Annotated in this window: 20 protein-coding genes and 1 riboswitch; of the genes, 12 read left to right on the top strand and 8 right to left on the bottom strand. The window is 50.2% G+C overall.

Features of this window, described 5'->3' with window-relative positions; translation table 11 throughout:
- Positions 1 to 35 precede the first annotated feature (35 nt).
- Together ACO0LL_RS14305 and ACO0LL_RS14300 are read left to right on the top strand one after the other, a co-directional pair.
- Positions 36 to 1295: an allantoate amidohydrolase gene (locus ACO0LL_RS14305; protein ID WP_422951524.1), complete on the top strand. Its 1260-nt coding sequence runs from the start codon at positions 36 to 38 to the stop codon at positions 1293 to 1295.
- A 43-nt stretch (positions 1296 to 1338) separates the two neighbouring features.
- The gene (locus ACO0LL_RS14300) at positions 1339 to 2562 is read left to right on the top strand and encodes a M20 family metallopeptidase (protein ID WP_422951523.1); all 1224 of its coding nucleotides are present in this window, start codon (positions 1339 to 1341) and stop codon (positions 2560 to 2562) included.
- 30 nt (positions 2563 to 2592) lie between these two features.
- Here the strand turns inward: ACO0LL_RS14300 and ACO0LL_RS14295 are convergent, their stop codons facing one another.
- Together ACO0LL_RS14295 and ACO0LL_RS14290 are read right to left on the bottom strand one after the other, a co-directional pair.
- Positions 2593 to 4314, bottom strand: coding sequence for a methyl-accepting chemotaxis protein (locus tag ACO0LL_RS14295; protein WP_422951522.1), 1722 nt, complete (start codon positions 4312 to 4314; stop codon positions 2593 to 2595).
- 520 nt (positions 4315 to 4834) lie between these two features.
- Entirely contained in the window at positions 4835 to 5050 is a 216-nt protein-coding gene (locus ACO0LL_RS14290; protein WP_422951521.1) for a hypothetical protein, read from the bottom strand.
- A gap of 256 nt (positions 5051 to 5306) precedes the next feature.
- On the opposite strand from ACO0LL_RS14290, the gene ACO0LL_RS14285 reads away from it, so the two are divergent.
- Positions 5307 to 6011 carry a M949_RS01915 family surface polysaccharide biosynthesis protein gene (locus ACO0LL_RS14285; RefSeq protein ID WP_422951520.1) on the top strand — a complete coding sequence of 235 codons (705 nt, stop codon included), beginning with the start codon at positions 5307 to 5309 and terminating at the stop codon, positions 6009 to 6011.
- A gap of 20 nt (positions 6012 to 6031) precedes the next feature.
- Positions 6032 to 6730, top strand: coding sequence for a M949_RS01915 family surface polysaccharide biosynthesis protein (locus ACO0LL_RS14280; RefSeq protein WP_422951519.1), 699 nt, complete (start codon positions 6032 to 6034; stop codon positions 6728 to 6730).
- A 39-nt stretch (positions 6731 to 6769) separates the two neighbouring features.
- On the opposite strand, the gene ACO0LL_RS14275 is transcribed toward ACO0LL_RS14280, so the two are convergent.
- The 4 genes from ACO0LL_RS14275 to ACO0LL_RS14260 all read right to left on the bottom strand — a co-directional run bounded on the left by ACO0LL_RS14275 (position 6770) and on the right by ACO0LL_RS14260 (position 12144).
- Positions 6770 to 8119 carry an MFS transporter gene (locus ACO0LL_RS14275; protein ID WP_422951518.1) on the bottom strand — a complete coding sequence of 450 codons (1350 nt, stop codon included), beginning with the start codon at positions 8117 to 8119 and terminating at the stop codon, positions 6770 to 6772.
- 409 nt (positions 8120 to 8528) lie between these two features.
- A complete protein-coding gene (locus tag ACO0LL_RS14270; RefSeq protein WP_422951517.1) occupies positions 8529 to 9518 on the bottom strand; it encodes a tetratricopeptide repeat protein in 990 nt (329 codons plus the stop codon).
- A 136-nt stretch (positions 9519 to 9654) separates the two neighbouring features.
- Entirely contained in the window at positions 9655 to 10002 is a 348-nt protein-coding gene (locus ACO0LL_RS14265; RefSeq protein WP_422951516.1) for an STY0301 family protein, read from the bottom strand.
- Between the two features lie 168 nt (positions 10003 to 10170).
- Positions 10171 to 12144 (bottom strand): peptidase U32 family protein, encoded by a 1974-nt coding sequence (locus ACO0LL_RS14260; protein ID WP_422951515.1) that lies wholly within the window; start codon positions 12142 to 12144, stop codon positions 10171 to 10173.
- Positions 12145 to 12559: 415 nt separating this feature from the next.
- Here ACO0LL_RS14260 and dacB point away from each other — a divergent pair, with 415 nt between their 5' ends.
- Positions 12560 to 13957: a D-alanyl-D-alanine carboxypeptidase/D-alanyl-D-alanine endopeptidase gene (dacB, locus tag ACO0LL_RS14255; RefSeq protein ID WP_422951514.1), complete on the top strand. Its 1398-nt coding sequence runs from the start codon at positions 12560 to 12562 to the stop codon at positions 13955 to 13957.
- Positions 13958 to 13979: 22 nt separating this feature from the next.
- Here dacB and ACO0LL_RS14250 read toward each other — a convergent pair whose 3' ends face one another.
- Positions 13980 to 14861, bottom strand: a complete 882-nt coding sequence (locus ACO0LL_RS14250; RefSeq protein WP_422951513.1) for a hypothetical protein — start codon at positions 14859 to 14861, stop codon at positions 13980 to 13982.
- 272 nt (positions 14862 to 15133) lie between these two features.
- A riboswitch (glycine riboswitch) is annotated at positions 15134 to 15230 on the top strand.
- A 164-nt stretch (positions 15231 to 15394) separates the two neighbouring features.
- Here ACO0LL_RS14250 and ACO0LL_RS14245 point away from each other — a divergent pair.
- The 7 genes from ACO0LL_RS14245 (at position 15395) to ACO0LL_RS14215 (ending at position 20995) form a co-directional block, all read left to right on the top strand.
- Positions 15395 to 15646 (top strand): hypothetical protein, encoded by a 252-nt coding sequence (locus tag ACO0LL_RS14245; RefSeq protein ID WP_422951512.1) that lies wholly within the window; start codon positions 15395 to 15397, stop codon positions 15644 to 15646.
- 200 nt (positions 15647 to 15846) lie between these two features.
- The gene (locus ACO0LL_RS14240) at positions 15847 to 16596 is read left to right on the top strand and encodes a hypothetical protein (RefSeq protein WP_422951511.1); all 750 of its coding nucleotides are present in this window, start codon (positions 15847 to 15849) and stop codon (positions 16594 to 16596) included.
- Between the two features lie 44 nt (positions 16597 to 16640).
- The gene (locus ACO0LL_RS14235; protein ID WP_422951510.1) at positions 16641 to 17228 is read left to right on the top strand and encodes a C39 family peptidase; all 588 of its coding nucleotides are present in this window, start codon (positions 16641 to 16643) and stop codon (positions 17226 to 17228) included.
- 237 nt (positions 17229 to 17465) lie between these two features.
- Complete coding sequence (locus ACO0LL_RS14230) at positions 17466 to 17852, top strand: hypothetical protein (protein ID WP_422951509.1); 387 nt, start codon at positions 17466 to 17468, stop codon at positions 17850 to 17852.
- Positions 17853 to 17878: 26 nt separating this feature from the next.
- Positions 17879 to 18154 (top strand): YkgJ family cysteine cluster protein, encoded by a 276-nt coding sequence (locus tag ACO0LL_RS14225; protein WP_422951508.1) that lies wholly within the window; start codon positions 17879 to 17881, stop codon positions 18152 to 18154.
- Between the two features lie 11 nt (positions 18155 to 18165).
- Positions 18166 to 18972 carry an ornithine carbamoyltransferase gene (locus tag ACO0LL_RS14220; protein ID WP_422951507.1) on the top strand — a complete coding sequence of 269 codons (807 nt, stop codon included), beginning with the start codon at positions 18166 to 18168 and terminating at the stop codon, positions 18970 to 18972.
- Between the two features lie 298 nt (positions 18973 to 19270).
- A complete protein-coding gene (locus ACO0LL_RS14215; protein ID WP_422951506.1) occupies positions 19271 to 20995 on the top strand; it encodes a methyl-accepting chemotaxis protein in 1725 nt (574 codons plus the stop codon).
- Between the two features lie 110 nt (positions 20996 to 21105).
- Here the strand turns inward: ACO0LL_RS14215 and ACO0LL_RS14210 are convergent, their stop codons facing one another.
- Positions 21106 to 21681 carry a hypothetical protein gene (locus ACO0LL_RS14210; protein ID WP_422951505.1) on the bottom strand — a complete coding sequence of 192 codons (576 nt, stop codon included), beginning with the start codon at positions 21679 to 21681 and terminating at the stop codon, positions 21106 to 21108.
- Positions 21682 to 21739 lie beyond the last annotated feature (58 nt).

Genomic DNA, 21739 nt, shown 5'->3' with positions numbered 1-21739 from the left:
CCTGTACAAGATACCTAACAAAGGAGGAGACCAGCATGTCGAGCAAGATGCATTCCTACGCGAGTTGTGGCTCGCAAATCATGAACAGGGCTGACGTATTGGCGCAACATACCGAAACCCCGGGCATGTTGACGCGCACTTATCTGACCCCCGAGCACCACAACGCCGCCGCCCAACTGGCTGAATGGATGTGTGCTGCCGGCATGAACGTGCGGCGCGATATGGCAGGCAATGTCATAGGCCGCTATGAAGGCCTGGAACCAAATTCCCCCGCCCTGCTGACCGGCTCGCATTTTGATACGGTGCGCAATGCCGGTAAATATGACGGCAACCTGGGTATCTTGCTGCCGCTGGCCTGTGTAGAGCAATGGCATGCGGCAGGCAAGCGTTTTCCGTTCGCGATAGAGATCATCGGCTTTGCGGAAGAAGAAGGTGTGCGCTTCAAGGCCACGCTCTTGGGCAGCCGCGCCGCCGCAGGCACCTTCGACATGGCCGTGCTGGATAATCTGGATGACAGTGGTCTGAGCATGCGCGAAGTGATGACGGCTTCAGGCTTTCATCCAGCCGGGCTGGCCAAGGCGGCCTATGATCCGGCCAGCGTACTGGGCTTTGTCGAAGTACATATAGAACAAGGACCGGTCTTGCTCAATGAAGGTCTGGCGCTGGGCGTGGTCACGGCCATATCCGGTGCCACCCGCTATATGGTGGAGGTAGAAGGTTTGGCAGGACACGCAGGCACATCCCCCATGGGCATGCGCCGCGATGCCGCCATGGCCGCAGCAGAAACCGGTCTGCATATAGAGCAGCGCTGCCAGGGCATACCCGGTCTGGTTGGCACGGTGGGGCAATTCAATGTGCCAAATGGCGCGACCAATGTCGTGCCTGGCAAAGCGGTATTTTGGATAGACATACGTGCTGAGCAGGATGCAGTACGCGAGCAGGCAGTGGCCGATGTGCTGGCACAGATCAAGCGCATCGTCGCACGCCGCAAGGTACAATTCAATCTGCGCAAAACCCATGAAGCTGCCAGCGTGCCCTGTGCACCATGGTTGCAACAGCAACTGGCTGACTCCATCATTGCTTGCGATGTACCGCTGCGCCACCTGCCCTCAGGCGCAGGACATGATGCGATGGCAATGGCCGCCATCTGCGACGTTGCCATGCTGTTTGTACGTTGCGGCAATGGTGGCATCAGCCATCATCCCGATGAAATCATGACGGCAGAAGATGCCGCACTAGCCACACAAGCCTTTGCACATTTTGTTGAACACTTTCAATCGAGGCGTCAAGCATAAGACGCCCAATCACACTCAACACTCACCATGAAAGCTCTCCACCATGAATAATTACGAACAACTCGACGCCTGGATAGACAGCCATTTTGACGAGCAGGTCAAATTCCTGCAGGAACTGGTACGCGTACCGACTGATACACCGCCCGGTAACAACACGCCGCATGCAGAGCGCACTGCTGATCTGCTGCAAGACATGGGTATCAGCGCAGAAAAACATGCAGTACCAGACAATGAAGTAAAAGATGCAGGTCTGCAAAGCATCACGAATCTGCTGGTGCGCCGCCAATACGGCCCAGGCAAGACGGTATTGCTGAATGCCCATGGTGACGTGGTGCCACCAGGCGAAGGCTGGACCAAGGACCCTTACGGCGGTGAAATAGAAAACGGCAATATCTATGGCCGCGCCACTGCTGTCAGTAAATGTGATTTCTCGACTTACACCTTTGCCCTGCGTGCACTGGAGGCGGTTGCAAAACCCAAAGCAGGCACACTGGAATTGTTATTTACGTATGATGAAGAATTCGGTGGTGAAGTCGGCCCGGGCTGGATGCTCAAGCACAATCTCATCAAGCCTGACCTGATGATAGCTGCTGGTTTCTCTTACCAGGTCATCACGGCACATAACGGTTGTTTACAGATGGAAGTGACAGTGCATGGCAAGATGGCCCATGCAGCAATCCCTGACTCAGGCATCGATGCCTTGCAGGCAGCAGTCAAGATTTTGAATGCCCTGTATGCGCAAAATACCCTGTACAAACAGGTTACCTCGAAAGTAGAAGGCATTACCCATCCTTATCTGAATGTGGGGACGATAGAGGGTGGCACCAATACCAATGTCATCCCAGGCCGCGTCACATTCAAACTCGATCGCCGCATGATACCGGAAGAAAACCCGGCAGAAGTTGAAGCGACTTTGCGCAAAGTCATCAGCGATACCGCGGCTGAGTTGCCTGGCATCAGCGTGGATGTCAAACGCATCTTGCTGGCGAATTCCATGCGTCCATTGTCAGGCAATACGCCTCTGGTAGAGGCAATACAAAAGCATGGTGGAACTGTGTTTGGTGAAGCGATTCCTGCGCTGGGCACGCCGCTCTATACCGATGTGCGTCTGTTCTCGGAGGCAGGCATCCCTGGTGTTATCTATGGTGCAGGGCCTCGTACCGTGCTGGAGTCCCATGCCAAACGGGCAGACGAGCGTTTGAATCTGGAAGACTTGAGGCGAGCAACCAAGGTGATTGCACGCACGTTGCAAGATTTGCTGCAATAAAAGAAAACAACAATTCAAAACATCAGTGAATCAGAATTCTTCCCAATCGTCTTTGCTTGCTGAAGGTACTTTCTGTTTCACTGGTGCTGGGTCAGCCCTTTTTACAGCCATCTGGTTTTTAGCGTTAGGCAAGGCACGTGCGCTTTTGTTGTTGCTGGCGGACATTGCATTGCCAACCGCTTTACGCACTGTGGTCACGGCGGCTGTATGTGCACTATCGAGCTTGAAGGTGCTGACGAGTTGCACCAGGCCACCTGCCTGATCGCGTAGTGATTCTGCTGCCGCCGCCGCCTCTTCAACCAGCGCTGCATTTTGTTGGGTGACGGCGTCCATCTCGGTTACGGCGCGGTTGATTTGCTCAATGCCGGCTTCCTGTTCGCGCCCTGCTGCAGTCAATTCACCCATGATGTCGGTCACGCTGTTGATGCTGGAAACGACCTGGGCCATGGTGGCCCCAGCCTCATCAACCAGGCGGCTGCCGATACCGACTTTTTCTACCGAGTCATTGATCAGATCCTTAATTTCTTTGGCGGCGCTGGCAGAACGTTGTGCAAGGTTACGCACCTCTGATGCGACCACGGCAAACCCGCGTCCCTGTTCACCTGCGCGGGCAGCTTCCACGGCCGCATTCAGCGCCAGAATATTGGTTTGAAAGGCGATGCCATCAATGACGCTGATGATGTCCACAATTTTTTTGGATGAATCATTGATCTTGCCCATGGTGTCCACCACTTGCGACACCACCTGCCCACCTTTGGTGGCAACATCTGCTGCTGACACAGCGAGTTGATTGGCCTGGCGGGCATTGTCGCCATTGTGCTTGACGGTGGAAGTCAGTTCTTCCATGGACGATGCAGTTTCTTCCAGCGAGCCCGCCTGTTGCTCGGTACGCGAAGACAGATCAAGATTACCGGTGGCGATTTCTGTCGATGCACCGGCAATGGTGTCGGCACCAGTACGCACCTGACTGACGATGGTGGCCAGGCTGTCCTGCATGCTTTGCATGGCTTGCAAAACCCGGCCAATTTCATTATTGGAATCGACAATGATCTTCTCGCTCAAATCCCCAATAGCGAGTCTTTCTGCCGCCCGTCTTGCAACCAACAAGGGTTGAGTAATAGCACGGATGATCATGTACCCACTAATTACAGTGAGTAAAATAGCGAACAAAGTGACGACTGACAGTGTCAATCTTGCGGCAAAAAATGATGCCTCTGCTAATTTGCCAGACTCCATTGCGCCAACGTGATTAAGCTCAACTAATTTATCGAGTGATTCGCTGGCGGCATCAAAAAATTTCTTGCCCTCACCTTCCAGCAATACCTTGGCTTCATCATTTTCTTTTTTTCTTGAATGGGCAACTACTTGCTCGTGAACTTTCGCATATCTAGCCCAATTTTCTGCAAAACCGGTGTATAACTTTTTTTCTGCTTCACTGCTGATCAGTTTTACGTAAGACTGATTCTCTTTGTCCAGTACTGCCAACATCGCAGCCATGCGCTTGTCCAGAGCATCAAGAGCAGCATCGTCCGTATTGAGGACGTGCCTGAATTCAAGCATGCGGAAATTAGCGATTTGAGTGTCAATGCGATTGGCTACTTCAACACTGGGTAACCAGTCGGTGGTGATTTCATTTGTCGCCTCGCTCATTGAAGACATCTTGAAATAAGATACCCCAGAGATAAGCAGGAGCAAAGCCAGCACCAAACCAAAAGTGGCAATCAGGCGGGAAGAGATCGAGAAATTTTTCATTGAATACCTCAGTACAACATTGATTTCGAGTTGAATCTGGCCTGCACAACAGACTCATGCTGCCGTGACAATCGAGTTATCAGGCAAAGTTAAAACTATAGTAGCGGACAATTGCCATCATGCAATCTCACGACACAAGATTTCACGCTTGAGCAATAAAGGGATATGAGAGTTGGTGAACTGTTCCGACATTCGCGACTAATAGTCAATTTTAGTCATTTTTCAAAATTGAAAATATGACCATGGGCACTGGAGATGCAAAATCAGCATCATTGCTTGTCTAGAGGGGACTCGATGGCTGGCATGCAGCTTGGTCTGGCTTGAGAATGAACTGAATGCAGTTCCTCAAATTGAACCGGATTTTGGTGTTGTTACCCAAACTGTACACTGCATACAGAATAGTAAATAATGAACAAGATAAGGCGGCAAAGGTGAATTTGAAGTTCAAATAGCGTGCGACGCTGATGTTTGTGTTTACGTCCATATCGCACGCGCTTGATCGCTTCCATGAAAAACTGGTTCAGGCCAACTGATTTTTTCTGTCTGCCGCTACGGCCTGGTTGCGGGCGATTTCGAGTTCCATGGCTTTCATCTTTTCCTGATGTTCCATAGTACGCTGTTGCAAGTCAGTTTCGTGCTGGCTGGTCTTGATCCAGGCATGGCAGACCGAGTAAGCGATGGCAACAGCAAATGCACCGAGGGGAACGATTTGGGAATAAGACAGTATATCGGACATGATGTTTTTCCTTGCTTGGTTGATGGAGACTCCAGTATAGGGAAGTAAAGTCAGGTGCATAAGTAGCGGCTGTAAGCAGTATTGCATGACATTTGTCATGCCCACACCCTGCTCTGGTGAACAGCAATGCCGGGAAGCAAAGCACCCGCAAAAACTGTCGCTGCAACAAAGTAATACAGGTGTTACAGAGTTTTCTTGCTAAGCTAATCGCCCTGATCAAAGAATCAATAAGGCGCGAATAGCGTCAACTGCTGCCATGAAATATCTGCTCCCTCTGTTTTTCCTGTTACCTGTGCTCGCTTTTGGCCAGGGCAAGGACAGCAAAATCACCTGCACTGATGAGCGCCTGCTACAGGCTGAGACATTGAAAAAATCCGGCATCGTCCTGCCGGTGTTCAAGCATTACTGCTATAGCGACCAGTCTGGCAACTACGTGCTTTATCTGGCTGAAAAGCAGGATATAAAGCAGAATATAAAGCAAGGTGAAGAAAAACTGTCCCGCGCCGTAGAAGCGCACCTGCTGAAGATAGAAGCCGACAAGTCCCTGAGCAGTATTGCAAGCATACGCGACAAGGCGAATGCTGATGAAGCGGGCATGGAATTCTGGAGCAAGCTGACAGAAATCGGCGACATAGACAAAGATGGCAACATCGAATCCATCATCGTCTATCGCTTTTATAACAAGGGCGATGACGGACTGGCAGATCGTAGCGCCTACTCTGGCCGCATCAAGATCGTGATGCTATACAAGGGCAGCAAGGTCGTCATACGCGCAGTCACTGGCGACCTTGATGGCGAACGTGAAACTACGTCGACAGATAATTTCTTTGCCTTGCCTGCTACATTGCAAAAACACCTGGTGCAAAAGATGGCGGCGATGTACAGGGATGATCAGTACGGCTTTGATAACAGCTATCAATTCAAGCCTGTGAGCAAATCCATAAAAGCAAAAATAAAATAATGGCCATCCATAAAATTTTTATGAAACCAGGTTTATTCCTGCTCTTGCTGGCATGTTCCAGCCCTTTCGCCTGGGCACAGAGCAAAGGTGCCAATACCATTTGCAAAAACGACGCCATGCTCATGCACCCGGCCACCCTCAAAAAACTGAACATACAATTACCGGTGAGCCAGCACTATTGCTACAGCGATCAAACTGGTAATTATGTGCTGTACCTGGCGGAAGAACAGGATGTCGAATACCAAAGTGAAAACCTGTCAAACAACATTGCCGCATATCAGTTCAGGATAGAAGATGACCAGTCTCTTACAAATCCCATCATCATCCGCGACAAGGCCGCCAGGAATGATACCGGGGTCGCATTCAGGCAAAAGCTGATCGAATTTGCCGACATAGATGGCGATGGCCGCATAGAGCCCATCCTGGTTTATCGCTTCTATCTTGATGACGATGCCAAGATAAATTACGACCCCTACTTTGGTCACCTGAAAATCATCATGCTGTACAAGGGAGAAAAAGTCGTGATAAGGGCAAGCACCGGGCCATATCATGGTGATGCATTCACCACGGCGAGCGAGAATTTCTTTTCCTTGCCAAAGTCCGTACAGGAATATCTGGCAAGGAAAATGAAGAAGATGTCCGAGGACAAGCTCTTCGCCTTTGAACACAAGCACAACTATATGCCGCTCAAAAAGCGCGAGCCTTACAAGGAATTTTGAGGGCAGCTTCTGGCGAATTCGCTACCCTCTTTTTTATCCTTAGGCTGGCTTGAATTCCATGCGCTTGATATCACCGACAATAAACACATAGCAAAAAATGGCAATGGCAGCATTGGCAGCGACAAAAACCAGGGCACCGGCAAATGAACCCGTCGCTTGCAGGATATAACCAATCACGATGGGCTTAGTAATACCGGCAACGTTACCAAAAGTATTGAACAATGCACCACTGAGGCCACCCGCTTCTTTTGGCGCGGTATCAGAAACTACCGCCCAACCGAGAGCGCCTATTCCTTTACCAAAGAATGCCAGCGACATGGTCGCAATGACGATTGCATCTGTGCTGATGTAATTGCAGAAGATCATGCTCATCGCCAATAGCAGGCCGATGACGATAGGTGTTTTTCTGGCCTTCGACAAAGACACACCGGCCTTGATCATGCGGTCAGAAATGATACCGCCAAGTACCCCGCCAATAAAACCTGCGATGGCGGGTATGGCTGCGACAAAACCTGCTTTGAGAATAGTCATGTGCCGCTCTGTTACCAGATAGACAGGGAACCAGGTCAGGAAAAAATACGTCAGCGTATTGATGCAATACTGGCCGATATACACCCCCAGCAGCATGCGGTTGGACAGCAATTGTTTGATGATAGAAGCAGTATCAAGCTGCTCTGTTTTTTTAGTCTGGTGCGCAGTCTCAAGATCAATCAAGGCCCCGCCATCTTTTAAGTACTGGAGTTCTGCGGCATTGATGCGCGGGTGCGTTTGCGGGTCGTGCAGTTTGAACTTCCAGACCACAGACATCATGATGCCCAGCGAACCCATGACATAAAACACACTGGGCCATCCCCATTGATGAACGATCCAGCCCATGAAGGGCGCAAAAATCACTGTCGCAAAATATTGGGCAGAATTAAATATCGCTGCCGCCAGCCCGCGCTCACTGACAGGGAACCAGGCAGAAGCAATACGGCTGTTACCAGGAAACGATGGCGCCTCTGCCGCACCAACCAGCAGGCGCAGCGCAAACAGCACGGCAATCGCCGCCGCGCCAGACAAAAAGCCCACCAGACCCATGAGCATCGTAAACAATGACCACAGGAAGATACTGCAAAAATAAGTCCCCTTGGAACCATATCTGTCGAGCAGCCACCCACCAGGGATTTGCGCCAGCACATAAGACCAGGCAAACGCTGAAAAAATAAAGCCCATCTGCACAGATGACAGACCCAGGCTCTTGCTTAATTCCGGCCCGGCGATGGAGATGGATGCGCGGTCAGCATAGTTGATGGTCGTTACGATAAATAAAATCAACAAGATACCCCAGCGGGTTCCTGTGCGTGTCTGGCTGTTCTGCCTGCCTGCTGCTAATGCTTGCGCGTCCATCCTGTCCCCATTTGTATAGTTTTTCGATATCGCTTGCTGCCATAGAAATGGAACAATGCCAATGCCGGATTAAATATATCTAAAACTATACATTGTTATAGGACGTCCTACAACTATGGATTGTAACGAATATTGTTCTCAGAAAAATTCAACACTTACAGCTGGAATTACTTGCACGATTCATAGTAAAAAATCGCCGCCTTGAACTTGAGGGGATAATTATTTTCCTTATTTACAAAAATCTATGTTGTACGATAACACACAATCTACATCGACTAACTCAAAGCCAGCCAGCCGTTTTATGATAAAAGGACGAATGGCAAGTAAGCTGACATGGTCATCTTTTTTGACTATGTGGCAGTACGGTCTTTTCCTGTTTCAGTATTGATTTTTTATATTTACCAGACAACTATTTATCCAACGGAATCACGGCTGCAGCCTTTGGCAACTGGTCGCCTTCATGCCAGTTATTTGCCAGACTATCTGCTTGCGCTATCATTTTTGTTGACATACTAATGGCAAGATCGTCACGTCCCGCAGCATAGGCCTTGCGTTCTTTGTCTTGCTCGGCCAGTCTGTATGCAATCAAAATATTGACGTATGCGGTAACAAAATTTCTCTCAACCCCAGTGCCATTTGCATACATGGTCGATAAATTTGCGAAAGCGACAGCATCGCCTCGCAGGGCTGCTTTTTCAAGCCAGCTTAAAGCTTGGGAGAAATCCTGTTTCACAGTTCTCCCAGACATGTACAAATATCCCAGATCAGACTGCGCCGCGGGCCATTCTTTACTAGCGGCATCCGTTAATAATACGATGGCTTTTTCTTCTGATTTTTCTATTCCCTTGCCGGAAAAATGTAAACTGCTCAAGTGATATTCACCACAAGCATCATTTTGCGCTGCTGACTTCTGGTACCACGCCACAGCCTCAGCCATATCGGCTTTTATTAACTCACCAGCTTCATAGCCAATACCGACATAACACTGTGCGATGCCCAGTCCCTGCTGCGCAGCTTTCAGATACCATGAGAATGCCTCTCCTGGAAGTGCGGGACCGCCTACGCCTATCCTGAGAGCCTCTGCAAGATTGTATTGAGATTTTGCGTGACCTTGCTTTGCTGCTTTAGTAAACCATTCACGCGCTTTGCTCATATCTTTCGCAACCCCTTTGCCGCTCAAATACAATGTCCCCATATTATATTGGGCAATCATTTCGCCTTTATTTGCCGCACTCAGCCACTCTGCATATGCTCCCGCATAATTCCCGCGGGCATACGCACTAGCACCTTTGTTAATATCGGCGTAACTTGGCGCGCTTACAAAGTTAAGTGAAATTAACAAAATGCAGCATGCGTTGAAAATCTTTTTTGTCATTGGATAGATATGCAGTTTTTGCATATAAAGAATATATTTCTCAGTTCAATTAAAAACCTAAAAAAGTATTTCCACTTTTTTGGGCCTTCAATTTACGTACACTAAATCATCACACAGCCTGTTGCCTGATCTTGCGAAAAATCACCAGTGATGACAGCATTTACTTACATTGAATACTAAACTGATTTTTTTTATTGATTTGATAGTTGCATTTGCTGACCCTTTGTTTGAGATCAACCCGCTCAACATGTCCGTCAGCGTATTTGCATACCACCGTAACAGAACGTTTTTGATCATAGACAGAATCCAATAACCAATAACCTGAATTCTTGCCGCTCTCTTCTGGTACCAGACTGGCAAGCTCTTCTGGTGTACCGTCGAAGACGGTAACCGAGACCGGAAATGACGCGTCCCGACGTGGGCAAATCTCTGCAGAAAATGCTGGCTGTAGCATGCTGAGTGTCAGACATGCGCAAACGAGGCTTTTCAACTTGAAATTAATACGCACAGTATCTCCATCTTAAGTAACAAAAAAGTGGCAAAAAGCTTGCTCCAGCTTATCACATCGATGCGACGTGCCACTCGCCAGAATTTTCACAAACCCTGACTTACAATACAAGAAAGGCCCAAAAAGCATTTTCACTTTTTGGGCCTGCAATTTCCATTCATTAAACCATCACACAGTCTGCGGTCTGTTCTTATGAAACGTCACCGTATTGTATTGCACCGATGATGGCGGTGGTGCCTGCAGGATGTGCTTTTTCATTGCGCCTATGATGTGCATCTCACACGGCTTGCAATCAAATTTGAGGGTGTATTTTTCTTCACCTGTAACCAGGGTCATGGGTTCGGCCTTAACCTGGCCTTGTACACCTTGCACGCCCTTGGCCTGTTTGGGGCAGAGGTTGAAGGAGAAGCGCAGGCAGTGCTTGGTGATCATCAGCGAAACTTCGCCCGGCTCTTCATGCGACTCGTAGGCGGCGGCGATCAGTTGTACTGCATGCTTTTCATAAAAGCTGCGGGCCTTGTGGTTGTACACGTTGGCGAGGTAGCTCAGTGTTGTTTCTGGATAGGCGACTGGTGGCTCGACTGCGGGCGTGCGTTCTGGGCGTTGCCAAGCAGCGCTGCGTGCAATTTCATGCGCAGCCACCGCATCGCGACGCAGGGCGTTGATGACGGAGGATGGCACGAACCAGGGCTGTAGCAAATCGAGATTGACTTGCGCAGCCTCAAACATGGTGTTGCCAAGCTTGGCGAGGTTATCGCGCAGACCTGCTTCTGCCTTGTCGCGGTTTTGTGCTGGTTCCAGCGCCAGTTGTGTACTGACTTCAGAAGTCACGCCATCTTCATCGGTGATCTTCAGGCTCAAACCTTCTGCCTGTTCTGTCAGAGTCATATAGACAGGGATGCGGCGCTCGGCGGATTTTTTGGTCAGCGCATGTTCCCAGCGATGGTCACGGTTGCGGTTGATCAGGGTGCCGACTTTGAGACTGACCAGCTCGGCCATTTTTTCATTCGGGAAGACACGCCAGATTTCACCGTTTTCTGAGGCACCTACACGTTCTACCGTGTTGGCCTGGATGCCTGCGACTTCACGCTTGACCATGTAGTTGAGGCCGTCACCATTGGACATGGGTTCATTGGCTTCTATCTCAAAGAAGTTCGCAGCCAAGCGTGTGACATAACCCAAATGCAAACCTACATATTTGGGGGAATCGAACGCACCTATGTCTTCAAGACGGCCATTGGCAAAATAATCGGTATGGCCACGGTGGAAGTTTTTATCGACATTGGGTGTGAAGGCAACCTGGCTATGGCCACTGGAAGCACGCGTGAATTCTGGCCTGCGTTCCAGAATTTCATCCAGCAGCAAACGGTAATGGGCGGTGATGTTCTTGACATAGCCCATGTCCTTGTAGCGTCCTTCTATCTTCAATGACTGTACGCCTGCATCGAGCAGTGCTTCAAGATTGCGGCTCTGGTCATTGTCTTTCATCGACAGCAAATGCTTTTCATAGGCGACTACCCTGCCCTCACCATCGCTGAGGGTATAAGGCAGGCGGCAGGCTTGTGAACAATCGCCACGGTTGGCACTGCGGCCATTGTCGGCATGTGAGATATAGCACTGGCCAGAGAAAGCCACGCACAATGCGCCATGGACAAAGTATTCAAGCGGCGTGGCAACCTGTGCCTTGATCGCCTGTATCTGTTTGATCGTCAGTTCACGCGCAAGCACCAATTGCGAGAAACCTACATCGCCCAGGAACTTGGCTTTTTCCACACCACGGATATCGCACTGTGTGCTGGCATGCAGCTGGATAGGCGGGATATCAAGTTCGAGTATGCCCATGTCTTGCACGATGAGGGCATCGACACCTGCATCGTACAGTTGGCGTATTTGCTTGCGTGCAGGTTCCAGTTCTGAATCATGCAGGATGGTATTCATGGTCACGAAGATGCGCGCATGATAGCGATGGGCAAATTCGACCAGGCTGGCGATCTCGCTGATCTCATTACTGGCATTGTGACGCGCACCAAACGAAGGGCCACCGATATACACAGCATCAGCACCATGCAAGATCGCTTCGCGGCCTATCTCTACAGTTTTGGCGGGCGATAAAAGTTCGGTCTGGTTGACAAGCAAGCTCATGGTGATGGCCAGTGACAGGGAAAGGGCGAAATTATAAAGGAAATCAAGGGCTTATGTCGTATTTGCTGCTGTAACCCAGTATTAATTGAATGTTGATTAAGCAATATTACGCTGGCAAAGCTGCTTTCTTGGGTTTCAATCAACATTAATGCCTGGTTTTTGTCTTTAGCAGTGTAGATCAAGGTCGGCAAATAACCAGAAGATATGTGGCGCAAACAAATTTTCATTGCGTAAAAAGAACGCTTTACTGTTTCCCTTTCTTGCCTGCTCTACAATATGGCCTAATGTCATCACTACCGTATTTATGCGCCTATCTCCTGCCGGTCTGTTCTTAGTTTTGCCCCTGCTACCTGCTTTTGCTTTCGCACAGGCCATACTGCCTCCCTCGGTAGAGGCTGCAATCAACAGGACCAATGTGCCAATCCAGGCATTCAGCGCAATTGTCATGCCTGCCAGTGGCGGCCAACCAGTGTTGATGCAAGCGGCAGACCGGCCCATGAACCCGGCATCGGCGATGAAGCTGGTGACGACTATCGTAGGGCTGGAAGAACTGGGACCGACCTTTCGCTGGAAGACACAGATACTCGCTGATAATAAGAGCAACAAGAAAGATATCTACACTGGCAACTTGTACATACGCGGTGGTGGTGAACCCAGCCTGACGATAGAAAAACTGGGCAGCATGTTGCGTAGCCTGCGCAATCAGGGCTTGCGCCGCCTGCGTGGAGATATTATTCTTGACCGCAGTTATTTCCAGCCTGAGCGGCCAGACATAGGTGCAGCGCAATTCGATGAGTTCCCCGATGCTTATTACAATGTCATACCTGATGCACTGCTGGTCAACAGCAACCTCAGCAGCATCTCCCTGGAATCAACGACTGACAAGATAGAGGCACGCCTGAACACCCCGCTGGACAAGGTCAAACTTGTCAATCACCTGCACTTCAATGAACTGTCCTGCTCTGCCTGGGAGACTGAATGGCAGCCACCTGTGATAGACACTGTCAATAATATGGCGGATGATCCAGAGGTAGATAATCCAAACGCGCCAGCCAGTAAAAAGCCGCTACGTCAGACCACCAAAGCGGGCCTGGAGATCACACTCAGTGGCGGCTTCCCCAAGCGCTGCAAGATCACGAACAATATCAACATACTTGACCGTAACCAGTATCTCGCGCATCTGATACGCGCGCTGTGGCAGGAAATGGGTGGTACCTGGCAGGGTGAAGTGCGCGATGGCAAAACACCCGCCTCAGCCACCGTGCTGGCAGAGCGCCAGTCAGAGCCCCTGGCAGACATCCTGCGCATCATCAACAAGCAGTCTGACAATGTCATGGCGCGTATGCTGTACCTGACTCTGGGCGCAGAATCCGCCAACAAGCAGGGCATGACCAACCTGCAGGCAGCAGACGCACGTATCAGGCAATGGTTGTTCAGGCAGGGTATCAATGATGCCGGGCTGGTGCTGGAAAATGGTTCCGGCCTTTCACGAATTGAACGTATCAGCCCACAACAAATGGCTGGTTTATTGCAGGCGGCTGCTCGCAGCAACTGGTATGCCGAATTTGCCAGCAGCCTGCCGGTTGCCTCCATGGATGGCACCATGCGCCGTCGCCTCAAAGGTGGGCCAGCAGAATTGCGCGCGCGCATCAAGACCGGTACCTTGAAAGATGTGGTGGCGATTGCAGGTTATGTCAGGGATATCAATGACCAGCAATGGATAGTAGCGGCGATGATCAATCATGATGAAGCCGTCAAGGCGAAGGCTGCGTTGGATGAATTGATTACATGGGTGGCAGCAGGTCGCCCTTAAATTTCACTGAGATTCACTGCGCTTATTTGGCTTTGACCGGCTTGTCATTTGCCACGACATACTTCTGCGTATCGGCATCAAACACCAGCTTCTTCTTGCCCTTTTGTGCGGTGATGACGAAGTCATAGGTGTTGGTGCGCTCGCCCGCACTGTCGGTCATCCGGCTGATCTGGCGGTACCCGTAAGTTTTACCTGCAAATTCGACGATGAGCGGGCCGGGTGTGGCAATGCCGGGGGCTAGTTCCCACTTCGCAAGATAGTCATAGCAATGTGATGGGTCTTGTTCATTTTCATGCAGGTGCAGGCGTGGGTGCTTGCCCTTGCCGGGGCGCATCATGCTTTCACATTCAGGGCCACTCTCTACATGCTTGACCAGATCGACATCCTGGTCTTTATCAAACAATGGGGTGATCTTGTCTGCTTCTATGCGCAACAAACGCAGCCACACATGCACTTCGTTTTTCTCTACATGACTATGTTCTATTGCCATGGCAAAGTCACCGGGGAATAATTCCACCACACTGGTCTTGCTGATGCGACCGTTGGCAGCCAGCCATTCAACCACGTCCTGACGGTTGGTCAGTGACCAGGCTTCGCCACGGCGTTTGAACCAGTAGGCGGAAATCAGGTTGGGCAAACCCGATGCCAGAGGCTCACCCTTGACCAGCAGGACAGCCGTATCTGCATCAAGCTTTTGCACGTGCAGGGCATGCATGCGCAATGCCAGTTGGGTCGTCGTGGGAATAGACGCCGGCAATTCGGCCTTTAACTGCGGTGTCCTGATGATGTCTTTGTCGTCATTGATGTCCCAGCCCTTGAAGACCAGGCGCATGAGATCACGCTGCTCCAGCGTTTGCACTGACTCATTACGGGCGCACGCTCCCAGCATGCACAGACTGGCCATGAGTGAGTAAGGGACAATAATTTGAATCAGATACCGGGACAATTGCACTGTGGAAATTTTTCTTGAAGGAGCAATACAGATTTTAACTGATCACTGCCGCCAGCGTAGTGCTGTCATGAACAGAGATTTTTTTGCGTGCTAAACACCGCCTTTTTTGAATTGCGCAACATCAGAAAATAAATACTTGAATTTCATAAAAACAATTTGCAAAAGAGTAAGGTGTGCACTATGCTCATTTCTACAACTTGTACAACAGGTTGAGCACAACACTCAAAACAATATCGGGAGAGACTGTCAAAGAAAGATAGTGACAGCGCCGAAGGAGCAACCACCCCGGAAACTCTCAGGCAAAAGGACCGTTATTGTTGTCAAACTCTGAAGAGCGGCTGGATTGCGTCACCCAGCACACCGAAGGAGCAAGCATTGCAGCCTTACCAATGGCCGCAGGCGAAATCTCTCAGGTCCAGGACAGAGGGGGTATCCGTTGCGTAACTGCGCACGGAAATCCCTTTGACGTCTGGAGTCTGCTTACCATGAAATTCATCCATTTGAACGGTGACACTGTCACCGCGATGGCGGCCGCCTGCGCGCTGTCCATCTATAAAACCGGGTTTTACACTGATTGCAAAACCGAGTTCAAAAACATGAGCGACACTCAGCAAGCCGCCAGCCTTGACGGCCCTTGCTACAAAGATGATCTCAGTATCATCACAATCACCTCAATCACCACAGGCCTTTTGCACTCTCACGATATACGACCGCAGTGTAGTCATATTCATTGTTGACGCTGACCAGCGCAATTTCTTTTTCATAAAAATTCTGGTTATAGAGTTCTGAGCTGCTCTATAAGCGGATCCCCTATTCCCGTTTGCGCGGGAATGTTGTCCGGCATGTCAACCATGCCATGTTTCAAGCTGCCCAGTCCGCTTGAATGGGCGAGCTATTGTCTTAACCAAGTCACAAACCAACCAAGGAGTAAATCATCATGCATTTTCACCCTGTTTCAAGATTCAAAAAGTCCACTCTGGCTGCTTTGATTGTCAGCATCAGTTGCGCTGTCGCCAGCCCTGCATTATTGGCACAAAATCTGGCCAGCGATATTGGCGGGACAACTGATCAGGCACGTCTGGTCAGCGCTGCCGCACAACGCGATTTTGCCGAGTTTGTGCAATTCAATGTACAGCGTCGCGGCGGCACCCTGCCGTCTGAATTCCCGCTTGAAGTCAATGATGTGCAAGACCTCAAGGATGCGAAGATAGGCTATGGCTTTCCAGTCTATAGCCTGCCGCCGCAAGACGTCATGACAGGCCGTGGTGATTTGCGCAGCATGGCAAAAGCGACTGGCGAATGGCGCTTTGTGATCACCCTCAACGACACGCCAATAGGCCTGGCAACCCTGCGGCAAAACAACGGGCGCTGGGGTGTGACTTCATATGGTGGCGCAGTACTGGCCAAGGATGTCGATGCGGCGATTGCAGTGCATGGCAACAGCACACGTTCCAACCTGCGCTTCATCCGAGTATATCAGGCCATGTCAGATTTTCTGGAAGTAGTCTCGCCTACCGATGCCCGTGCCCGCTTTGCACCCTTGCAAGCCGCCCGCCAGAATTTGCTGCTGCAACAGCGCAGCGAAAAACTCGGCACACAATCTGCCAACAATGGTTTGCTGGAGCAAAGCGACATCCTTGAGCCTTTGCGCATCAGCGTCAAGCGCAATATTGACAGCTTTCGCTAAGCCAGAATCCAACTGAATATACCTACAATAAATACGGAGATATCATGAAAAAAAATATGTTAAAGCTCATATTCGTCTTGGGAGCAATGCTGGGCATACCCAGCGCTTACGCGCAATACCGTGCATTGAATGTACCGCTGGTCACGCAAGAACACAGCCAGTGGTGCTGGGCAGGCAGCAGCAAGGCCTTGCTGAGTTTTTATAATCAAAATCCCAGCCAGTGCCAGATCGTGAACTGGGCTTATGGCCTGAATTACGCCTGCGGCAATACCAACTTTAACTGGAACAGCAACGCCAACCAGCCCAACTCCATGTATGGCAGTGGCGGCAGCGTGCAAAACATCCTGGCGCATTGGGGTGTGCCAAATACTGCCTATAACTATGCATCGTCATGGAACACGGTAGTCAACGACATCAATGCCAACCGCCCTTTCGTGATCCGCTATGGCTGGACCAATGGCGGCGGCCATATCATGGTTGGTACCGGCTATGAGGTGTATAACGGCACCAACTATATCTACATCATGAACCCATGGCCAGGCGAAGGCAAAACCTACCGGACTTATGGCTCTGCCGTGTCCGACTATGATCATCAATGGACGCATACGCAGCGCGTGAATATCAGTGGGTGATGTTTAAATACTGGTTTAAAACACTGATTTGAAATACTGATGCAGTAAATTGACTGGGGGTGCAGGGAACACCACCTCCAGTCCAGAACTCAACACGGTTCAAGGCAAACCACAGGAACATATTTTGACTGTGATTCAGATAACAACATATACTGGAACATAATCAGCGCCTCAATTACCGACTATTGACATCGCCTGTCAATTCCAAATCAGGCAATTTTTAAACACCAAATCGATATGAGTATCAAAGCTTTGGTCGAATCTTCGACCACACAAGAAGATAAGCCAACAGCAGACGAAATACTTTTACATTGCAGTAAAGCAAGAATCAGTCATGAATTGTTTTTTAATCAGTTTTCTCTCGAGGTAGCCCGGGGATTTCATGAGCAGCGCTATGCTTATGAAGACTGCGATGCCGTGATGAATCATCTGTTCAACATCATGACAACTGCGCCTTTTTTCGATACTGAAATCAATACCCCAGAGCCTGCATTTTCTATTTTTCTTGCTTTCGATTCAGGTGAATACCATCATCCGCATGACCTTCCTCATGAAAGTCCAATAGAAAAACACACCAGACCGCGTGTGGCAGAAATACTGAAATTACATACTTATCGCGAGTAACTGCCCGCATACTTTACAATGCGCGCATGAGTACTTCTTTTTCCTGCCGCCCCCATTGCGCCGCCTGCTGTATCGCGCCATCCATCACCAGCCCTATACCTGGCATGCCGGACGGCAAACCCGCGGGCGTGCCCTGCATACAACTGGATGAAAATTGGGGATGCAAAATTTTTGGTCTGGCCAGCCGCCCTGCAGTTTGCTCAGGCTTGCGGGCTTCGGTGGAAATGTGTGGGGACAGACGTGAACAAGCCATGTTTTTTCTGACACAGCTTGAACTTGCAACTGCTCCGTCCATTTCATAAAACAAAGAAGTATGAGCATCATTCACATATCTGACTTAACTGCTAAAGAGATTGCCAGCATCTGGGAGCTGGCAGAACGCCAGGACATGCATATCCAGGGGCGGGTTGCATGGTCGTTTGAGGGCAATGGCATACGCACCCGCACCAGCTTCATACAGGCTTTCCAGGAACTGGGCCTGCGCTTTGTTGAATTGCCCAATGTGCTGAAGACAGCAGAGAGAACCACAGACCTGGCCGCCTATCTCGATGACTTTTACGACATCTATGTCATACGCGAACGCAATCATGAGCGCCTGGCGGACTTTGCAAACAATAGCTGCCGCCCTGTCGTCAATGCGCTGTCCAGCCAGGGTCACCCATGCGAGGTATTGACAGATGCTTATTATGTAAATCAGGCAATTGCACCGATACAGCAGGCGAGAATATGCCTGTGGGGCCCGCCTACCAATGTCATGCGGTCCTGGCATGAGTTGGCGGTGGTCATGGGCTTTCAGGTCACGCAGTTGTGTGAGGCTGCCTTTCATGAAGCAAAACCAAACGTCAGCTATGCCTCATCGATTGAATCCAGCTTTGATATCGTCATCACCGATGGCTGGCCTGAGAGCTATGCAAATGCAGACTGGTCATTAACTACCGGGCATCTTGAACAGATGGGCATGCCGCATTTGTTGCCAACGCCACCATTTTCCATAGGCAGGGAAATTGCCTTTGACCCCGTCAGTTATGCAGGCTTTACTGGCTACCGGCAAAAGAACCTGCTCCTGCCAGTACAAAAGGCCATACTGGTTTATTTGCTAAGTCATAAAAAGCCACAGTAAGCAAAATCCGGGATGCTTATTTGTAAATTTTGATCTAGACTGCACTTAACAAATGCGCTGCCATCTACATACTTGCCAATGCCCGGACATAAGATTTGGCTATGGCAGATGCAACAATTGTTATAGAAATTTGCATTAAAATTGTACAAGCTTTATACAATTAGCTTATTACTTCCAAGTATAATTGCCATATGGAAAGTCAATTTCCTGTCTTCCTGATGCAGGCCAGGCATCGCAATATGCGTTCGCATAGAGGTCTGCATTTTCCATTTGTCTTATGACAACAAATTGAAAATCTATGATCTCTCTTTTTAAACACCTCTCGGTGGGCAAGCGCTTAGGTATCGGTTTTACCCTCATACTCGCCCTGTTCTTTGTAACGACCCTGGTTGCCATCATCAAGCTAAATACCGTGGCCGCCGCGGCAGACGATTTATTGAAAGACCCGCTGGCAACCGAGCGTCTGGTCAGTGACTGGTACCGCAATATCCACACGGGCGTACGCCGCACGACAGCCATTGCGAGAAGCAGCGACCCCTCACTGGCGACCTTCTTTGCAGCAGAACAGGAAGAATCTACCCGTGTCTCTGGCTTGCTGCAAAAAGGTATTGCCGAGCATATGAAAAGCGCTGACGAAGTCGCCCTCTTTAAAGAAATCGGCGAGCAACGCCAGGCCTACCTGAGCACCCGCAATACCGTGGTTACCCTTAAAAAAGATGGCAAGGTCGATGAGGCCAATGAGGCGCTGGAAAAAGGCTTCATTCCTGCGGCGGCACTATATGTCAAAAAAATAGAAGAAATGCTGAGTCTGCAACGCAAGCAGATAGACGAAATGTCGGCTGAAATCCAGCAAACCTATCAAACCAGCCGCATACTGCTGATCGTGCTTTCTGTGGTTGCCGCGATGCTGTCAGTCGCCTGCGCCTGGCTGATGACGATTTCGATTACCAGGCCGCTGTCCAGGGCCACGGCAGTTGCTGAGAAAATGGCTCAGGGTGATTTGAGTGAAACCCTGGAGATCAAACTGAATGATGAGATCGGCAAGATGATGCATGCCATCAATGGCATCAACACTGGCCTCAGCAGTGTTATCGGTAATGTGCGCCATGGCACCGAGACCATCAATGTGGCAGCGGCAGAAATTGCTTCTGGCAATGCTGACCTGTCATCCCGCACAGAATCACAAGCCAGCTCACTCGAAGAAACCGCTTCATCGATGGAAGAGCTGACATCCACCGTCAGACAAAATGCCGACAATGCGCGCCAGGCCAATCAACTGGTGATCTCGGCATCCGGCGTGGCTGTCAAGGGTGGTGAAGTAGTTGGTCAGGTGGTAGAGACCATGGGCTCGATCAAAGAAAGCTCACGCAAGATTGTCGATATTATTTCTGTCATTGACGGCATCGCCTTCCAGACCAATATCCTGGCCCTGAACGCCGCCGTTGAAGCAGCCCGCGCCGGTGAACAAGGCCGTGGTTTTGCGGTGGTGGCGACCGAGGTGCGTAACCTTGCGCAACGCAGCGCATCTGCCGCCAAAGAAATCAAACACCTTATTGATGACTCGGTGGGTAAGGTCGAACATGGCAGCAGGCTGGTTGATACTGCTGGCCAGACCATGACAGACATCGTCTCCAGCGTCCAGCATGTGGCCGACATCATGAGTGAAATCACCGCGGCCAGCCAGGAACAAAGTGCCGGTATCGAACAAGTGAACCTGGCCGTCACGCAGATGGACGAGATGACCCAGCAAAATGCCGCCCTGGTGGAAGAAGCCGCCGCAGCAGCAGAGAGCATGCGCGAGCAGTCAGGCAAATTGTCTGAGCTGGTGTCACAGTTCCACATCATGGAGCAGGCGCAAAATCCTGCCGTGCAAACTGGCCGCCCCGTGAATGCAGGACGCAAGCCAGTCATTGCCAGGGCCGCAGTCAAACCTGGTAATGCGGCAAATGCAGCCAGAGCACAAATCCGCCAGATACCGCAAAGAAAAGCAAAAGCCGCTGAACAGGATTGGGAAGAGTTTTAATTACAGAATATCCAGTCCAGCAAATTGCGACTTCAGCAAATTTGCTGGCCTGGTCTGGGAAATTAAATTTCTTGCTACCAGTTTTTTTGCAAACCCCTCTATCCTTGCGATCAAATCTTGATGCGCATGGAGTCTCCACTCAAAAAGAACAGTGAGATGCCGTCATCATTTTGATTAACGCGCACGACTGACTGCTCCAGGCTGGCGGCATACAGCTTGCTGCCATCCGGCCGGTAGATGCCAAACCACATGCGCTGGGTACTGGTGCGGGAATTGGCCGCGAGCAAAAGGTAGTCGCGCCCGCCTATCTGTACTTCGCTGGCTTGCAACTCACCCATGTAAAAGGCGGAAGGTATGCGTTCCAGCATAATGCGCAGGCCATCATGATAAACCTGTATCAGTACGCCATTGTCAGTGCCAGAGCGTACAAAATTGAATTCAAACGAACCCATTCTGGTAGGTGTATTGCGGCGCACATGCACATAGTCGGCAAAGTCGGCAAAATAATTATTGCGGTCAGTGCGTGTCTTGTTATTTACTTGCTGGGTGATTTCGGTTTGCACATCTTTCTCCTTAAATTCAGGGTAATTCCAGGCTTCTGCCTTGACTGCATCGCTGTCCTGCCCTGTCCTGTCCAGCCCCGGCAATTCCTCCGCCAACGACAGGTAGCGCAATAAAACAGCCACTCAAATTCATACATAAGCAAACAAACAGGGCAAAACGCATGCGTGCCGCACCTGGCTT

It is taken from the genome of Undibacterium sp. TC4M20W (genome assembly GCF_049340245.1).
GTDB lineage: Bacteria > Pseudomonadota > Gammaproteobacteria > Burkholderiales > Burkholderiaceae_D > Undibacterium.
This window is presented reverse-complemented; position numbering and strand designations above follow the sequence as displayed.

Bases quoted from the DNA above. Each gene is read 5' to 3' on its own strand.
- ACO0LL_RS14305 (WP_422951524.1), top strand. From the start codon at position 36: ATGTCGAGCAAGATGCATTCCTACGCGAGTTGTGGCTCGCAAATCATG.
- ACO0LL_RS14300 (WP_422951523.1), top strand. From the start codon at position 1,339: ATGAATAATTACGAACAACTCGACGCCTGGATAGACAGCCATTTTGAC.
- ACO0LL_RS14295 (WP_422951522.1), bottom strand. From the start codon at position 4,314: ATGAAAAATTTCTCGATCTCTTCCCGCCTGATTGCCACTTTTGGTTTG.
- ACO0LL_RS14290 (WP_422951521.1), bottom strand. From the start codon at position 5,050: ATGTCCGATATACTGTCTTATTCCCAAATCGTTCCCCTCGGTGCATTT.
- ACO0LL_RS14285 (WP_422951520.1), top strand. From the start codon at position 5,307: ATGAAATATCTGCTCCCTCTGTTTTTCCTGTTACCTGTGCTCGCTTTT.
- ACO0LL_RS14280 (WP_422951519.1), top strand. From the start codon at position 6,032: ATGAAACCAGGTTTATTCCTGCTCTTGCTGGCATGTTCCAGCCCTTTC.
- ACO0LL_RS14275 (WP_422951518.1), bottom strand. From the start codon at position 8,119: ATGGACGCGCAAGCATTAGCAGCAGGCAGGCAGAACAGCCAGACACGC.
- ACO0LL_RS14270 (WP_422951517.1), bottom strand. From the start codon at position 9,518: ATGCAAAAACTGCATATCTATCCAATGACAAAAAAGATTTTCAACGCA.
- ACO0LL_RS14260 (WP_422951515.1), bottom strand. From the start codon at position 12,144: ATGAGCTTGCTTGTCAACCAGACCGAACTTTTATCGCCCGCCAAAACT.
- ACO0LL_RS14250 (WP_422951513.1), bottom strand. From the start codon at position 14,861: ATGGCCAGTCTGTGCATGCTGGGAGCGTGCGCCCGTAATGAGTCAGTG.
- ACO0LL_RS14245 (WP_422951512.1), top strand. From the start codon at position 15,395: ATGAAATTCATCCATTTGAACGGTGACACTGTCACCGCGATGGCGGCC.
- ACO0LL_RS14240 (WP_422951511.1), top strand. From the start codon at position 15,847: ATGCATTTTCACCCTGTTTCAAGATTCAAAAAGTCCACTCTGGCTGCT.
- ACO0LL_RS14235 (WP_422951510.1), top strand. From the start codon at position 16,641: ATGAAAAAAAATATGTTAAAGCTCATATTCGTCTTGGGAGCAATGCTG.
- ACO0LL_RS14230 (WP_422951509.1), top strand. From the start codon at position 17,466: ATGAGTATCAAAGCTTTGGTCGAATCTTCGACCACACAAGAAGATAAG.
- ACO0LL_RS14225 (WP_422951508.1), top strand. From the start codon at position 17,879: ATGAGTACTTCTTTTTCCTGCCGCCCCCATTGCGCCGCCTGCTGTATC.
- ACO0LL_RS14220 (WP_422951507.1), top strand. From the start codon at position 18,166: ATGAGCATCATTCACATATCTGACTTAACTGCTAAAGAGATTGCCAGC.
- ACO0LL_RS14215 (WP_422951506.1), top strand. From the start codon at position 19,271: ATGATCTCTCTTTTTAAACACCTCTCGGTGGGCAAGCGCTTAGGTATC.